General features: G+C 61.2%; 12 protein-coding genes and 1 pseudogene. 6 read left to right on the top strand and 7 right to left on the bottom strand.

The features are described from left to right. Positions 1 to 179: 179 nt before the first annotated feature. Positions 180 to 857 carry a sterol desaturase family protein gene (locus LIY45_RS30020; protein ID WP_226478619.1) on the top strand — a complete coding sequence of 226 codons (678 nt, stop codon included), beginning with the start codon at positions 180 to 182 and terminating at the stop codon, positions 855 to 857. Positions 858 to 913: 56 nt separating this feature from the next. Here LIY45_RS30020 and LIY45_RS30025 read toward each other — a convergent pair whose 3' ends face one another. The 6 genes and pseudogenes from LIY45_RS30025 to LIY45_RS30050 all read right to left on the bottom strand — a co-directional run bounded on the left by LIY45_RS30025 (position 914) and on the right by LIY45_RS30050 (position 8236). Next, on the bottom strand, positions 914 to 2383 hold the full coding sequence (locus tag LIY45_RS30025; RefSeq protein WP_226478620.1) for a PPC domain-containing protein: 1470 nt from the start codon (positions 2381 to 2383) through the stop codon (positions 914 to 916). 164 nt (positions 2384 to 2547) lie between these two features. Further along, the gene (locus LIY45_RS30030; RefSeq protein ID WP_226478625.1) at positions 2548 to 2910 is read right to left on the bottom strand and encodes a hypothetical protein; all 363 of its coding nucleotides are present in this window, start codon (positions 2908 to 2910) and stop codon (positions 2548 to 2550) included. A 2-nt stretch (positions 2911 to 2912) separates the two neighbouring features. Continuing rightward, positions 2913 to 3895: pseudogene (locus tag LIY45_RS30035) on the bottom strand (hypothetical protein). A gap of 142 nt (positions 3896 to 4037) precedes the next feature. After that, a complete protein-coding gene (locus LIY45_RS30040) occupies positions 4038 to 5102 on the bottom strand; it encodes a lipocalin-like domain-containing protein (RefSeq protein ID WP_226478626.1) in 1065 nt (354 codons plus the stop codon). After that, on the bottom strand, positions 5092 to 7566 hold the full coding sequence (locus tag LIY45_RS30045; protein WP_226478627.1) for an FtsX-like permease family protein: 2475 nt from the start codon (positions 7564 to 7566) through the stop codon (positions 5092 to 5094). The genes LIY45_RS30040 and LIY45_RS30045 overlap by 11 nt, the downstream gene beginning before the upstream one ends. 1 nt (position 7567) lies before the next feature. Next, entirely contained in the window at positions 7568 to 8236 is a 669-nt protein-coding gene (locus LIY45_RS30050) for an ABC transporter ATP-binding protein (RefSeq protein ID WP_226478628.1), read from the bottom strand. 347 nt (positions 8237 to 8583) lie between these two features. Between LIY45_RS30050 and LIY45_RS30055 the strand changes: the two genes are divergently transcribed. The 5 genes from LIY45_RS30055 (at position 8584) to LIY45_RS30075 (ending at position 14484) form a co-directional block, all read left to right on the top strand. Beyond that, on the top strand, positions 8584 to 9267 hold the full coding sequence (locus LIY45_RS30055) for a histidine phosphatase family protein (protein ID WP_026077696.1): 684 nt from the start codon (positions 8584 to 8586) through the stop codon (positions 9265 to 9267). Between the two features lie 347 nt (positions 9268 to 9614). Then, the gene (arnT, locus tag LIY45_RS30060; protein WP_226478629.1) at positions 9615 to 11270 is read left to right on the top strand and encodes a lipid IV(A) 4-amino-4-deoxy-L-arabinosyltransferase; all 1656 of its coding nucleotides are present in this window, start codon (positions 9615 to 9617) and stop codon (positions 11268 to 11270) included. 59 nt (positions 11271 to 11329) lie between these two features. Next, complete coding sequence (locus LIY45_RS30065; RefSeq protein WP_226478630.1) at positions 11330 to 12850, top strand: glycosyltransferase family 39 protein; 1521 nt, start codon at positions 11330 to 11332, stop codon at positions 12848 to 12850. A 67-nt stretch (positions 12851 to 12917) separates the two neighbouring features. Continuing rightward, complete coding sequence (locus LIY45_RS30070) at positions 12918 to 13724, top strand: M15 family metallopeptidase (RefSeq protein ID WP_226478631.1); 807 nt, start codon at positions 12918 to 12920, stop codon at positions 13722 to 13724. A 37-nt stretch (positions 13725 to 13761) separates the two neighbouring features. Next, on the top strand, positions 13762 to 14484 hold the full coding sequence (locus LIY45_RS30075) for a hypothetical protein (RefSeq protein ID WP_226478633.1): 723 nt from the start codon (positions 13762 to 13764) through the stop codon (positions 14482 to 14484). Here the strand turns inward: LIY45_RS30075 and LIY45_RS30080 are convergent. Beyond that, a complete protein-coding gene (locus LIY45_RS30080; RefSeq protein ID WP_226478634.1) occupies positions 14451 to 15311 on the bottom strand; it encodes an alpha/beta hydrolase in 861 nt (286 codons plus the stop codon). The two genes, LIY45_RS30075 and LIY45_RS30080, sit on opposite strands and share 34 nt — an antisense overlap. Positions 15312 to 15393: the final 82 nt, after the last annotated feature.

A 15393-nucleotide genomic window follows, 5' to 3' on the forward strand; every position in this document is an offset into this window, starting at 1 on the left:
TTTTAACACTCAAGCCGGCCGGGAGGCCGCTATGCTCTTGCTTTTGATCGGCGGGCCCCGTCAACCACGATGGCCCAAGCAGGCACGGTGGAGCGGGTAAATCGGCAGGGAAGCCAAGCAATCCCCCCAATCCCAACTAAGCTCACTCCCCAACAAAAACAACGCCGAGCGCCCCCCCAATGACCCACCCCACCGAGGCCTTCCGCGCCACCTACCGCGCAAGCATCACTCCCCACTACAACCCATGGCTCCACGCCGGTTTCGTCTTCGGCTACGGCCTGCTCTGTATCAGCCTGTTCTGGTCCACCACCCAGCAAATCCAACCCCTGGAATGGCTGACCATCCCCCTCACCCTGATCTTCTTCAACCTGTGCATCTACCTCGTCCACCGCCACCTGGGCCACCACAAACACCCCTTCGCTCGGCTGTTCTACGCCCGCCACACCGGCGACCACCACAGTTTCTTCACCCCAGGCCACATGACCTACGACAGCCCGCGAGACTGGCGCGTCATCCTGTTCCCCGCCTGGCTCATCCTGCTCCACAGCCTGGTCATCACCCTGCCCGCCTGGTGGCTGCTCAAACACCTCAACCCCAATGTCGCCGGCCTGTTCGCCGGCTGCATGATCCTCGGCTACCTGCTCTATGAATTCTTCCATGCCTGCGAACACCTGCACACCAACCACCCCGTGGCCCGCCTGCCATGGATCCGCCAGATGCACCACCTGCACGCCCTGCATCACCGCCGCGAACTCATGCAGGGACGCAATTTCAATATCGTCCTGCCGCTGATGGACTACCTGTTCGGCACCCTGCATTGGGAACCACAAGCGCGCGAACCCAAAAAAGGCCAATAAAAAAAACGCCCCACCTAAGTGGGGCGTTTACATTTCAGAGGGCTCTTATGCGCCCGTTATCGGCCAATGATGTCCTGGCTGCAGATATGCCCCAGGCTCACATAGGGAACGTTATCGCCACCGACGCCGACATTCGGCAATTCCTTGAGGTCGATGCGCCAGCCGCCAACGTTGTACCAGGTGTCCCAGAGGTACTTCACGCCCGTGCTGCTGTCGTAGTACTGGGCACGGTAATCACCCACACAACCGCCTAACTCCGCGCTTCCCGATGTTTTGCCGGCACTGTCGGTGGCGGCCGAGAATACCGTCCAGTTAAAGTCCGGACCCGGAACAAAACGCTTGTCGACCTTGAGCTGTGAAGTGACCCCCACCAACGGTGCACCCGTGCTGTCTTTCCATTCGGTTCTCCAGGTCATGAGACGACCGGCCTGGGTCGCCAGAGGTACGATGCCCACCGGGATTCGGGTCACTGTTCCGCCCTTCGCATCGAAGTCCGCCAGGCGCGGACTCGAACCGAACGTCAGCTTGTACTCGGACTTGGCATCCAACGCCTCAGCGGGGTTGGCCCGCACGCGCGCCTTGTAGACAAAGCCTGGCGCCCGGCTCGGGAAGGTCGCCGTCGAGCCACCTGGAATGTTGACCCAGGTGCTGCCGTTGAAGTACTCGAAGACCCACTGATTGCGCACGCCCTTGTCGTCATCACCAAGGAACAGGCTGACACCCTGCCCGCGTACAGCGGCAAAATCGAAGTAGTCAACGTCATCCGGGCTGTCGAGGTTGCCCGTCAGGTAATTCAGGCGATCCGGCAAGGCGAACGCTGTTTCCGGGGTGTCATTGGGCTCGTAGGCGTCAATCGCGGTGTTGACGATTGCGCCGAAGTCGAAGGCCGAACCGTCAGCCACTTTGGCCTCCAGGAACCAGTAGTAGTCCCCGGCTTCAAGCATGCCGCTGATGACTTCATCACTGTTACCCGGATTATCAGAAGTGATCAGTGCCGTCAGGTTGTTCTGCCCGTCGTCCTGGAACAGCGTCAGGGCCATTTCGGTCCCCGGCTGCTGACCCGCGAGGTAGATCTGCACCTTGGCCTTGGCGGGCACATTAAAGTGGAAGCACTTTGATTCACCACTCTGCAAGCCGTCATAGCTGTAACCGACGTTAATATCGAGGCTGTCGCACAGCGGTACAAACGCAGCCTGGGCAGCAGGCGCCTTGGCCGGTTTTACCAGCCGGCTCACCGGCGAAATCTGCACACTTTCAGAAGGCTTCGCGACGCTGGCAGCCTTCTTTTGCACACCGACGATCTTGGTTTTTTGTGCAGCCTTGAGCTTATCCAGCACCTGCGCCGAAGACGCGGAGGCCTGCACCTTGCCACCGGATTTCAGGGCACTCTTGACCGCTGCATCCAAGCTTTTTTCGCTCAGGTGCACGCTGCTCTGCGACGGGTATTGCTCGGCCAGGGCAAAGGCCGAAACGCAGCTGGCAGCCATCATGGCCGCGCCCAATACAAAGGCTTTTTTAGATTTCATTTTTTATCCATCCATAGTTAAAAAATTGAAGCTCAGGTGATCGGTGACATCCGGTCACCTGGGATGGAATGTAGGATAAAGCTGTATGTATGTACAGTATTTTTTAACTAAAACCATGAGATGAATTCGTTTTTGACGTAGGAAAACACAACAAATCCCAACAGCTATGGTTTAGGCCAAACCTCCCAAACGATTGCCAAGACCATCAAAACCATTCCGCCGTAATAGGGCCATACAGCCCATCGCTTCAGGGCCACGGGGACGGACGTCAACTCTGCCTCAGTGACCTCGCCCTTTTTCAAATGGAGTTTTGGCATGGACAGCAGCTCGACGATCACAACCATTCGCATGGTTTTGTCGATCGGCAGATTCCTGCGCCAAAAACGCTTGGTGCGTTGAACGGCCTCGTTTTCGGTGAAGTAGCTTTCCAACTCATCGAGTTTTCTGTACGCGACGAAGAGCAACAATCCCAAGTTGATAAGCATCCATAAAAGCAACGTAACAGTGAAAAAGTCATAATAAGACATGATCAAGCCCCATCAGGCTGATACATCAGGTCGCCCATCAGTTCTCCACCCCATTCACCGGCACGCCCAAACGTACTCCCTACGGCATAACCTCCGGCAGCACCGCCGATAATCCCGCAGACCAGCGCACCCTGCCCTTTCACCGCAACCCCCATGACTATTCCGCATAAACGCCTTCCGAGCGCAGCCCCCAGAGTCCCTCCAATAGCGGCCCCGCCTACCCCACCCACCAACTTCCCACCCTGCACATACTTCGCCCGACTGCACTGTGCCTCCCGCCCCTCCATGCACGCTTCCTTGATCTCCAACCCCGCAACCCCCACATCCAACGCCAGCCCCACATACGTCCCCTTGCCCAAAAACCTCGACGTCTCGGCAATGCTGCGAACCCGCTGCGTGTAGCCCACGATTTCACTCTTGTGCAGATAACTCTTGGTGGAAATACCCAGTACTTTTTTCAATGACTTATTGGTTTCAGGCTCGTGCCAAATCGCGCCGCGCCTTGCAGTTGAGTATCCAAGTGCCGGAACAACATCTGCCGCTTCTGGATAAACGCTTTCTTATTCAAGGCTCCTCCCTTGAGTTGTTGATGCAAACGCTCAATCTCTTCCAGAGTGCGCTGGACCTCGTCCAGGTGTCGCCCCCAGGCCGCCGTCGAACTGCCGATTCCCACCGAGCTATAAGCCAATAAACTCTGGAGTAGATCATAGTTATTGATCACCGCCGCCCCAGCCGAGGCATCCAGTTCCAGGTTGCGTCGAATCTCCTGGGCATGGCGCATCAACCATGCATCATCAGTAGTGCAAGCCACACCGTAGTCGTCGGGAACGATCACCATCTGCCCCGGCGTCACCAATCGGCCCTGGCGCAAGTGCAGGTTCAATGCATCGAATTGATCGGAGAGTTGCCGACTGGACCCGGTCAGCAAGCGGGACTTCAAACTGAGGTAGTCCGTGGCGCGGTCATTGATGTATCCCTGCGCCATCACTTACATCCCTGATGTAATGAATATGGCGCAGGAATATAAGCAGGCTGACACAGCCCGGACACAAGCCTGGGACGGCTGAAATTACATTTGGGAAATCACTTACCTGGCAGGTAATCAAGGCCTACAAAAAGCATCGGACTCAGTACCCCGTCATCTCCAGATACCCCACCCCACCCTGAAATTTCACCGGCCCTTCCCAGTAAGGAATGCTCAGGTTCATCCAGGCTTTCGGGTTGACCGCTTCCGTCGTGATATCCAGACGCTTGCCCGGGATTTTCAACGACCATTGGGTGGGAATAGTGCGCCCATCAATGGCGGTCGTGCCCAGCGGCGTCAGTTGAATATCCTGGTTGTGCAGGGTCTGTGTGTGGCCCACCTTATCGATCCAGGTGCCGGTCAGGTAGGACGGTCCATCTGTCTGCCGCACCCGAAACAGCATCAACTGCTCGCCGCTGTCCAGGTGCAGGGAGAACCAGTCCCAGCCGGTCTGGCTGGCGGTCAGGGGCTGGCTGCTCCATTCGCGGTCGAGCCAGGCGGTGCCGGTGACTTGGTAAGATTTTCCATCGATAGTCACACGTCCATCCGCCTGGAAAAACGGCTGGCTGTAGTAGTACGACGCCTGGCCCTGCTCGGACTTGCGGCTGTAGCCGTTGTCGCCCTGGAGCACTAATGGGCGACTGGAGGTCAGGTGCAGGTCGTAATTGAAATGCTCGCCGGCAGCCTTCAACTGCATGTCCGCCAAGGGGCTGGATGCACCGGGGCGGGTGGCGAAATTCCAGTCATCAATCCAGGCATTGAACGGTACCGCCTGGGCACCCGCCTGCCCCACGCCGCCACGGGCATAGCGTTCGGCAGCGTAGTGGTGAGTGGCCGAGGTGACGGCGGCGTGGCCGAGCCAGATCGTCGAGTCGTGCCAGCCCGGTTGCGTCGGCCCGGCCTTGAGGGCGTTGCGAAACAATGTCCATTGCACGCCGTAGGCATTGCCCTCGGCGTCCTTGAGGTTGGCGGTGAGGTACCACCATTCGATGCGATAGCCGTCATGGGGGCCGTGGTCTTCGGGAAAGCTGAAGACTTTACCGGGCACCACTTGAGTGAAGTCCGCCGCCTGGCTGCCCAGCCCGGCGAAGCTTTCTTCAGGCGCTGGCGATTTGTCGCAGGCGCCCAGCAGCAGGAACGTCGCCCATAGCAGGCACTTAATCTTCATTGGCAAAGGTCCTCAGCAAATCCGCCGGGCGACTGCGGTACAACTGCCACAGCGGCCAGGCCGACGCCAGCAAGGTGGCCAACATCGCCAGGCCCAGCAGTTGCGCCAGTTGCCACGGGAATACCTGCAACGGCAGGCGCCAGCCAAAGGCCTGGACGTTGATCACCACATCCAGGCACCACGCCAGCAGCAAGCCCAATGGCAGCGCCAGCACCAGGGTCAGCACCGCCAGCAGCCAGGTTTGGCCGAGGTTGAGCAGCATTAATTGGCGGCGCGTCACGCCCTGCGCCCACAACGGTGCCAACTGGCCAAGGCGGCTTTGGCTCTGGGTCAGCAGGCTGATGAACAACGCCACGCCGGCGACTCCCAGGGTCAGGCTGTTGAGGGCGGCGGTGGCGGCAAAAGTTCTTTCGAAGACCTGGCTCGACCACCCCTTGAGCTGCTGCTGGTCGACGATGCGGCTGTCTTCCAGGGCAAACCGGTTCTGCACTTCACGCACCAGGGTTGGCACGTTGCCCGGCAACACTCGCAGGTTGAAACGTGCCGGTGATAATCCTGGCCAGTGCAGCAACAGGTGCCGCGCGTTCACCAGCAGATGGCCCTTGGGGTTGCCGTAATCGGCGTAAATCCCCACGACCTTGGGCGACCAAGGACCTTGAGGCGTGGGAATGTTGATGACATCCCCCAGCCGCACCTTGAGCCTGCGTGCCATTTGCTCGCTGAGCATCAGGGTGTCGTCCTGCAGCAACTGGCTCCATGGGTCCGTTGCCGCTTCCAGCAGCGGCCAATGCTGGCGATAAGTAGGGTCGTCGACCACGCCGAACAGGTCCGCCGGCCAACCTTGCAGTTGCACCGCAACCTGCCAGGTGGGCAGTACCGCCTGCACCAGTGGCTGCTGCACCAGCCAGGTTTGCAGCGCGTCAGCCTGGGCCGGGTTTTGCGGGTTGAGGTACAGCTCGGCAGTCAGGCGTTGTTCCAGCCAGTTGTTGAAGGTCTGGCGAAAGCCCGAGGTCATCGAGCCCGCGCCGATATTGGCGGCCAACGCCAGCAGCAACGCCATCAGCGCCAGGCTCAGGGCCGGCAACTGCTGGCGGCAATCGGCGAGAAACCATTGCCCCAATACCGAACGGCTGCGCCCCAGCACCGCTTTGAGCACGCCATTGAGCACCACCGGCAAGCCCAGCGCAGCGCCCAGCAACAAGGCCGCCATCAAGACAAAACCGCTGGCCAGGCTATCGCCAAACACCAGGGCCAGGATTGCGATCAGCAAGGCAGCGCCCGCCACCCAGCCCTGGCGTCGCAGCCAGCGCCCATGGGCCTGATGCCAGGCCTGGGCATTGGCCAGCGCCAACAACGGCAAACGCGCCGCCCGCCACAAACTGCTGGCCCCGGCGAGCAACGCGCCGAACAACCCCAGGCCCAGGCCACTGAGCCACCACAGCGGGCTTAGGCTCAGTTGGCCGGGCACTTCGGCGCCGTACAAGCCGCGCAAACTGGCGGCCACGTCCGGCAGCAACAAGCTGGCCAACAAGTACCCGCTGGCCACGCCCACCAGGCCGCCAAGCACGGCCATGCCACCCAGTTCGACCGCCAGGCTGAGGATCAGCATCCGTGCGCTCACCCCGCACGCACGCAAGGTTCGCAGCAGGCCGCGCCGTTGTTCCAGGGCCAGGCCGATGGCGGCGTGCACGATAAACAGCCCCACCACGAAGGACAAAAAGCCCAGCGCATCGAGGTTCAGGTGGAAGCTTTCAGTGAGGCGCGCGAGGTTGTTTTCCTCGGCCTGCTTGAGCTGCAGTTGCGCGCCCAGTGCCGGCGGCAAGGCGGGATGCGCGGCGGCAAAGGCCTTGTCCAGCAGCAACCGCGACAGGCGCTGGGGCATGTCCAGCAGCGGTTGGGCGAAGCCGATATCAGTCAGTAACAGTCCGGGAGCCATGTCCGGTTGTACATGCACGGGCGGCAGGCTCAGCCCCGCGGCCGTCAGTGGCTGATCGCCTTCTCTCAGGCCCAGCGCCTGCAAGGTCTGCGGCGCAATCCAGGTGCGTCCCGGCGGGTTGAAGAAGGCGACCATCTGCGACCGGTCCAGGGTCTGGCCGGCCACCGCGCCACCGCCGGGCAACGACACCGGGTCGATCCCCATCACTTGCAGGCGCAGGTCTTCATGGCCCTTGAGCGTCACCCGCCCCTGCACCACCGGCGACACCGGCCAACCCGCACGACGCAGCTCGGCAAACAGCGCCTGGGGGAAACTGGCCCCGTCCGGCGCACTGAGGCTGGCCTGGGGTTCACCGCCGATCAGTTGGCTGGCCCGTGCGTAGCTGTCCCGCGCCTGGCTATTGAGGGCTTGCACACCGGTCAACAGCGCGGTGGCCAGCCACAGGCCGGTGAGTACGCTGAAGAACTGCACGGGGTGGCGACGCCAATGGCTGAGCAGCGCGCGTAGCGTCCAATAGAAGACACGCATTTCAGCGGGCGTCCGCTGCGAGTACCTGGCCGCGGTGCAATACCACCTGCTGGTCCAGGCGCGCCGCGATGCGCGGACTGTGAGTCACCATCAACAAACTGGTGGGGCTGTCCCGCAGCAGGTCCAGCAGCAATTGCAGTACTTCATCGCTGGTGGCTTCGTCGAGGTTGCCGGTGGGTTCGTCCGCCAGCAACAAGCCAGGCCGCGACGCCAGGGCTCGCCCCACCGCCACCCGTTGCTGCTGGCCGCCGGACAGTTGTTCGGGGTAACGCTTGAGCAAGTCCCCGAGGCCCAGGCGTTCCACCAGCTGTGCTTGCCACGCCGGATCAAGGCGCCCGGCCAGGCGCGCCTGGAATGCCAGGTTGTCCTCCACCCGCAAGCTACCAATCAGGTTGAACTGCTGGAACACCAGGCCGATCTCGGTACGCCGCCAGTGGGCCATCTGCGCTTCGCTCATCTGGTCCAGGTGCTGATCGCCGACCTGGATGCGGCCACGGTCGACCTGGTCGAGCCCGGCCACCAGGTGGAGCAAGGTACTTTTTCCACTCCCGGACTCGCCCATCAGCGCAAGACTGCTACGCTCTCCCAGGTACAGGTCGACACCCGCCAGCACGGCCAACGGCCCCTGCGGCGTGCCATAGCTTTTAAACACCCCTTGTACCTGCAGCATCACCCTTCCTCACCTGCCTCTGGACTGAGGCCGAGAATAACGGTTGTCACATTTTTATGTCACAACCTTGGGCAAAAGGAGCGCCCCATGACTCACCGCAAATTTTTCACATTGATTTCACTCGGCGGCCACCTGCCGCCCTCTAAATTGCCGCCCATAAGCAGATAACAGGCCGGTTATTTTCGAACGCCCGTTAGTGCAAGTGAACAAATTTTTATATCGGTATGTTCAGCAAAAAGACAGCGCCCCTGTGACACGCTTTTGCACATTCCTGCATCAGCGCCCTTCACTTGGCACCCTGCCTAACTTGCCGCTGCCGGTTACTGGATTACGCCTGGAAGTTACCAATGGTGAATAGTGTGGTTGACCTGTCTCTGAGTAAGCCCCGCTCACGCTGGGCATCTATAAAACAGTTGAACAAACTATGGTTGGGTCTGGCCTGCGCTGTAGTGGTCAGCCTGGCAGTGGTCGCGTTTATCTGGTGGCCTCGATCGCCCCTGGACCTGGGCGTGGGCCATCGCCTGCTCACCTCTGGAACCGTAGAAGCCTGGCGCAACGGTGATCTGGTGGTGCTGGTACGTCATGAAGAACGCTGCGACCGCTCCAACAACCCCTGCCTGGGCCCCGCAGACGGCTTGACCATCAGCGGTACGGTCGCTGCCGCCGCCACCGGCAAGGCCTTTCAGACCCTGGGCATGGAAAACACCGACGTACTGAGCAGCCCCACCACGCGTACGGCGCAGACCTCGCTGTTCATGTTCGGCAAATCCGAATTGTCACCCGGCCCACTGGCTATCTGCGGCCCCGCTATCGCCGAGGAACTGCGTCCTCACAAACTCGCAAATCGCAACTTGTTGCTGGTCACCCACAGCGCCTGTATCAGCGACTTTGAAGAAGCGCTGGGCTTCGAACACGCCGCGCATGCCGAATACGGCAGTGCGTTGTTCGTCAAGCTTCTGCCCAATGGCAAGTTCAAGGCGCTGGGTATTATGAACACCAAGGACTGGGCCGCCGCCCTAAAGCAACTTTGAACACTTATTTACATTGAACATTCAAGTTTGTTCAGCGAAAAGACAGCCAAGGCATGAGACCTTTCATGGTTTTAATTCGTATTCACTTGGGTGCTATTCATAGCTGACTAATCATTTAGACGTTAACTGCATGATCACGACTTTCGATGACTCATTGGACGACACACGTTTAACGAGCTTGACTGGGGCAGACGGACATTCAATTCCGCGCCCACTAACAGACTGTTCAAGGAATAACGCTCTGTGCCGCATTTTTACCCGACCAAGACCACCCTCCACCCCTCGCGCATGGCTGATCCAGCGCTCGCGCTGATCCACCGTCAATACTGCTTGAGAGTGCAATAGCCATGACCCGCCTTAAACCATTGCCCGTATTGCTACTGGCATTCGTGATGTTCTATCTGCTGCCACTGGGCCTGCATGGCCTATGGATTCCTGACGAAACCCGCTACGCCCAGATCAGCCAGGAAATGATCATGAGCGGCAACTGGGTGGCCCCGCACTTCATGGGTGTGCGCTATTTCGAAAAGCCCGCGGCCGGCTACTGGCTGATCGCGCTGGGCCAGGCGATATTGGGTGAAAACCTGTTCGGTGTGCGCATCGCCTCCGCGCTGACCACGGGCCTGAGCGTCATGCTCGCCTACCTGATCGCCCGCCGGCTGTGGAACGACCCGCGCAAGAGTTTTGCCTGCGCACTGCTTTATATGAGCTTCGGCCTGGTGGCCGGGCAAGCCGGTTACTCCAACCTGGACCCGCAATTCACCTTCTGGGTCAACCTGAGCCTGGCAGCCCTGTGGTTCGCCCTCGACAGCGCCAACCCACGTGCCCGCCTCGCGAGCTGGGCATTGCTGGGTGTGGCCTGCGGCATGGGTTTCATGACCAAGGGTTTCCTGGCGTGGTTGCTGCCGGTGCTGATCGCCTTGCCTTACATGCTCTGGCAGCGTCGCTTGGGCGAACTGCTGCGCTACGGACCGCTGGCGATTCTGGTGGCGGCAGGGGTATGCCTGCCCTGGGTACTGACGGTCCACCTGCAGGAGCCGGACTTCTGGCGCTTCTTTTTCTGGCACGAACACATCCGCCGCTTTGCCTCCGACAACGCCCAACATGCCCGGCCGTGGTGGTTCTACCTGCCGTTGATGGTGGTGTCGTGCCTGCCGTGGGCGGCGCTGCTGCCAGCAACGCTGTGCAAGACCTGGAAAGACAAAGGCCAACCGGCCATCGTCTTCCTCGCGCTGTGGATGCTGCTGCCCCTGGGCTTTTTCAGCCTGAGCAACGGCAAGTTGCCGACCTACATCATGCCGTGCCTGCTGCCGCTGGCGCTGCTGATGGGCCATGCGTTGATCGACCTGCTGGCCAACGCCCGCACCCGCACGCTGCGCGTCAATGGCCTGCTCAACCTGGGCATCGGCCTCGCGGCAATGGTGACGCTGATCTACCTGCAAATCGACAGGCCGGTGTACGGCAACAGCCACAGCGAGATGTTCAACCTGTCCCTGACGTTCATCGTGCTGATGGGCTGGATGCTCGCCAACCTGCTGCAAGCGTTCCGCCCGCTGGCGATGTGGGCGATGCCGGCCTTGGGCATTGGCCTGCTGGTGGCGCTGTTGCCCGCCGGCATGCCGGCGGTGGTCGAAGATAACCAGATGCCTGACCAGTTCGTGCTCCAGCACCTGGACGAGCTGCAACAGACCCATGCGCTGCTGAGCAACGAACTGGAGTCGGCGTCTGCCTTGGCATGGCGCCTGCGCCGGCCCGAAGTGACGCTCTACAACACTGAAGGCGAACTGCGCTACGGCCTGCAATACGCTGACTCGATGCACCGCAAGGTGGATCTGGACAGCGTTCAAGCCTGGCTCAAGCAGGCGCGCCAGCAAGGCCCGGTGGGCGTGATGATGCGGGTCAGGAGCACCAGTGAAATGCGCGAAGCCGGCCAGCTGCCGCTGGGGGGCAAGCGTTATTACAAGGGTGACCTGGAGATCATCATCTACCCGCCATTGCCGTAACACAGCCGCACTAATGTGGGGTGACCCATTAAACACTCATCCCACATCGGAACTGCTCCATGACCTTCTGGAAAACCGAACGCGGCGCCCTGCTGTTGCTCCTTGGTGTGTCCGCCGCCATCCTGCTGCTGGGCCTGGGCGCCCGCGACCTGTGGGGCCCGGAAACCCGCTGGGCGAACATCACCCTGCAGATGCTGCAAAGCGGCGACTACTTCGACCCGTACCTCAAGGGCACCCCCTACTACGACAAACCCCTGCCGTCGTACTGGCTGATCACCGGCTTTGCCAACCTGATGGGCGGGCTGGGGCCGTGGTCGTTGCGCTTGTCTTCGGTCATCTCGGCGTGGCTGAGCATCTGGCTGGTGTACCTGATCGGCGAGCGGCTATTTCGCAAAGGTACCGGCCTGATTGCCGGCTGGATGCTTGCGACCACCTTCTACTTCATCTTCTGGGCCCGGGTCGCCACGGCGGACGTGCTGACCGTGTGCGGCGTGCTGGCGGCGGTGTGGTGGTATTGGCGCGGGCCGGACGATACGCGTCTGGGGCGCTACACCGTATTCTTCCTGTTGCTGGCCGCGACGTCGCTGTTCAAGGGGTTGATCGGCTTTGTACTGCCGGGCCTGGTGCTGTTGCCGCACTTGCTCAGCGAACAGCGCTACAAACGCCACCTCAACCTGCGGCTGGTGTTGGCCGTGGTTATCGCCGGGGCGTTCTACGCGATTCCGTTTGTGCTGTCCCACCTCTACGGTGCGCCCACCTACGGTGAAAGTGGCCTGGAACTGGTGTTCCGGGAAAACGTGGTGCGCTTCTTCGACCCGTTCGACCATATGGGGCCGATCTATACCTACCTGATCTACCTGCCGGCCTACACCTTGCCCTGGGCTCCGTGCTGGATCCTCGGCCTGTGGCTCGCCGTGCGGCATTGGCGCGACACCCCGCCCAACACCCGCTGGCTGGTATGGGGCCTGGGCCTGCTGTTTGTGTTCTTCACTGCCAGCGGCAGCCGGCGCAGTTACTACGTGCTGCCGCTGGTGCCGTTCGCGCAGTTGCTGGCGGCGTGGTGGGTCAGTGAGCGTATCGCCCGCAAAGGTACGGTCGGCCGGGGTTGGTACCGTGGGTTCGGCATCGCCGCGGGGGTGATGCTGTTGGTACTCGGGGTGGTGTATCCGTGGACCAATGGCAATGGCGGCGTGACCCGTTTCGCCGAGGACGTTCAAGCGCAAGCAGTGAAAAGCGCGCCATGGAACGAGTGGCAGATGGTGATGGTGGAAGTCGACAACAAGGTACCGATGTACCTGCAAAACCACGGGACGCCGTTCTACTACGTCGCCGAAACCCAGGATTTTCCACGCCAGGGCGACAGTGCGGCCTTCATGGCCTGGCTGGAAAAAACCAGCGGCCGCACCTTTGATCCCAAGCGCACGATTATTGTCGCGCAGTACACCAAGGATGACCCGACGCCGCTGGCCTATCTGGGCAACGATCATCAGGTCATCACGACCCGGCCGGACAATGGCGAACGGTTGTTCCACAAACGTGACGGTGGCAGCGTGGCGTTTGTGCCCAACGCCGCGCCGTAGCACTGGCGGCACGGGCCGGGCATTGCTAGTGTGGCGCGCTTAAGCCACCGCCCGAGCCCGGCCGCCCATGCCCTACTCTTTCCCTGCACTCGCTGCCCTGACCCTCATGGTGCTCGCTGCGCCGGTCGCGGCAGACACGCCAATGCCAGCCAATATGGTTTACCTGCGAAGCCTCGACCCGAGCATCGCGCAGGACATTCGCTACGCCAGCCCCCATAACTTCACCGGAGCGCCGCTGGACGGCTACAACGCAGCCGAATGCGTGCTGTCTGCCGACGCGGCAAAGGCCCTGGTGCGGGTCCAGGCCGAGTTGGCCAGGCAGGGTTACGGCTTGAAGGTATTCGACTGCTATCGCCCCAGCCGTGCCGTGGCGAACATGGGCCGCTTCGCCAGACTGCCGGGCGATCCGGCCAAGGCCGAGTTCTATCCCCGGGTGAACAAGCAGGATTTCTGGCGCCTGGGTTATGTGGCCAAGGTTTCCAACCATTCCCGGGGCGCGGCGGTGGACGTGACCCTCATCGGGCCCCAGGCGCTGCCGGCACAAACCTGGAGCCCAGGCACCCAGGCAGTCGATTGCGCCGCCGATTATGGAAAGCGCCTGCCCGATGGCGGCCTGGACATGGGTACCGGCTTTGACTGTTTCGACGACCTGGCGCATACCGATAACCCGGGGATCAGCCAGGGGGCGCGGCAAAATCGCCAACGGCTCACCGCAGCGATGAGCAAGGAAGGTTTTTCGGGTTATGCCGGCGAATGGTGGCACTTCACCTACAGCCGCAACCCGGTACGGGCCGAGCCGATGGATTTCCCTATCGAGCCGCGCGGTAACATCACAACACAGCTTCAACTTGATAAAGCCCGGTGCAAAAACTAGTGTTTGAGGTTTCCCTCTTTTCAAGGACTGAACGACGTTGAACACGCTTATCAAAACCTGCGCGGCGCTGCTGACGCTGCTTTCAAACGTGGCGCTCGCGCAAATCCCCGACGACAGCCGGCAACTGATCGTGGTCACCACCCCGGACTGGAACGCCCTCCAGGGCACCGCACAACGCTATGAGCGCCACGGGCAAGGCTTTCAGAAAGTCGGTGAATCGTTTGCCATCGTGGTCGGCAAAAGCGGCATGGCCTGGGGCACCGGCCTTACGACGCCCGCCCCCGGCCAGCAGCCTCTCAAGCGTGAAGGTGATGGCAAGGCCCCGGCCGGCATCTTCAAGCTCGGCGGCGCCTTCGGCTACGCCCCTACCGCTGACACCCGCTTGCCTTACGCGGCCAGTACCGCCACCCGCGAATGCGTGGATGACAGCCAGTCCAGCCATTACAACACCCTGGTGGACAGCTCGGAGGTGAACAAGGACTGGACCAGTTCCGAGCGGATGCTGCGCAAGGATCAGCTGTACCGCCAGGGGATTTTTGTCGAGCACAACACACCGGCTTTGGCCAACGGCGGCTCGTGTATTTTCCTGCATATCTGGCGCAGCGTCAGTTCGGGAACATTGGGCTGCACGGCGATGGACCCGGTGAATATCCAGGTGTTGTTTGCCTGGCTGGACCCGCGAGAAAACCCGCTGCTGGTGCAACTGCCCGCCGCGCAGTACGACCTCTACCGTGAGCGCTGGAAACTGCCGTCCCGCTGAGCTGACAGCAGGCGCTGAAATGCGGCCAATACCTCATCGGGTTTTTCCAGCATGAGTTGGTGGCCGCATTCGGGCAACAACTGATACTCGGCATTGGGCAAATGCCGGGCGAGTGCTTCGCCGCCGCTGGCCGGGGTCAGGCCGTCGGTGTCGCCGGCCAGCACACTCACGGGCAGGGTCAGGGTGAGCAGTGCATTGGCGTCTGGCCATTGGACGTTTTTCATCAGGGCCTTGAACATGTACAGCGGGTTGCGCTCGGTGAGTTTTTCTTCGTAGGCGACCAGTGCGGGGTCGGCCTTGGCGTTCCATGCGGCCTGGCGGAAACCTTTGGCCAGCAGTGGGCGCAGCCATTCCAGGAGCCATGCGGGTAGACGCATCAGGCCGCCGCTCCGGCTGATGCTGTGGAGTCGGGTGCCTAGCAGCAATACGGCTTCGATGGGGATCGCGGGTTTGGCCAGCAAGGCGCTCAGGGTCAGGCCAGTGCCGAAGGAGTGGGCGACGATGAGGTTGCGGGAGCGGCCGTAGCGCTTGAGGATTTCCAGGTAATCGGCGACCAGTTCGGGCCAGGCGTAGGCCTCGGGGTTGCGGGGTTTTGCGCTGGCGCCGTGGCCGAGCAGGTCCCAGGCGACTAGGCTGTAGCCTTGGGTTTTCAGGGATTGCCATTGGTGGCGCCACTGGTCCTTGTTGCCGCCGGCGCCGTGGCAGAAGAACACTACCGTGTCGGGTTGGGTGGTGCCCGCGTGATGGGTGATGCTCAGGTGACGGTTGGGGCGGATTTCCAGTGGTTGGCCCTGGATCACTGGCAGTTCGGTGAAAGAGGTCGGCATGGAGGTTTCTCAATAAGTGAAAGGGTTGAGTGTGGTGAAGCAATAGCAAAATCAAAGGCGGACACGATCCAAATGTGGGAGC

The organism is Pseudomonas sp. MWU16-30323, assembly GCF_020515595.1.
Taxonomy (GTDB): domain Bacteria; phylum Pseudomonadota; class Gammaproteobacteria; order Pseudomonadales; family Pseudomonadaceae; genus Aquipseudomonas; species Aquipseudomonas yamanorum.

Excerpts from the sequence above, each read along its gene's own strand:
- LIY45_RS30050 (WP_226478628.1), bottom strand. The coding sequence starts at position 8,236 with ATGCTGCAGGTACAAGGGGTGTTTAAAAGCTATGGCACGCCGCAGGGG.
- LIY45_RS30040 (WP_226478626.1), bottom strand. The coding sequence starts at position 5,102 with ATGAAGATTAAGTGCCTGCTATGGGCGACGTTCCTGCTGCTGGGCGCC.
- LIY45_RS30065 (WP_226478630.1), top strand. The coding sequence starts at position 11,330 with ATGACCTTCTGGAAAACCGAACGCGGCGCCCTGCTGTTGCTCCTTGGT.
- LIY45_RS30020 (WP_226478619.1), top strand. The coding sequence starts at position 180 with ATGACCCACCCCACCGAGGCCTTCCGCGCCACCTACCGCGCAAGCATC.
- LIY45_RS30025 (WP_226478620.1), bottom strand. The coding sequence starts at position 2,383 with ATGAAATCTAAAAAAGCCTTTGTATTGGGCGCGGCCATGATGGCTGCC.
- LIY45_RS30055 (WP_026077696.1), top strand. The coding sequence starts at position 8,584 with ATGGTGAATAGTGTGGTTGACCTGTCTCTGAGTAAGCCCCGCTCACGC.
- LIY45_RS30070 (WP_226478631.1), top strand. The coding sequence starts at position 12,918 with ATGCCCTACTCTTTCCCTGCACTCGCTGCCCTGACCCTCATGGTGCTC.
- arnT (WP_226478629.1), top strand. The coding sequence starts at position 9,615 with ATGACCCGCCTTAAACCATTGCCCGTATTGCTACTGGCATTCGTGATG.
- LIY45_RS30080 (WP_226478634.1), bottom strand. The coding sequence starts at position 15,311 with ATGCCGACCTCTTTCACCGAACTGCCAGTGATCCAGGGCCAACCACTG.
- LIY45_RS30030 (WP_226478625.1), bottom strand. The coding sequence starts at position 2,910 with ATGTCTTATTATGACTTTTTCACTGTTACGTTGCTTTTATGGATGCTT.
- LIY45_RS30045 (WP_226478627.1), bottom strand. The coding sequence starts at position 7,566 with ATGCGTGTCTTCTATTGGACGCTACGCGCGCTGCTCAGCCATTGGCGT.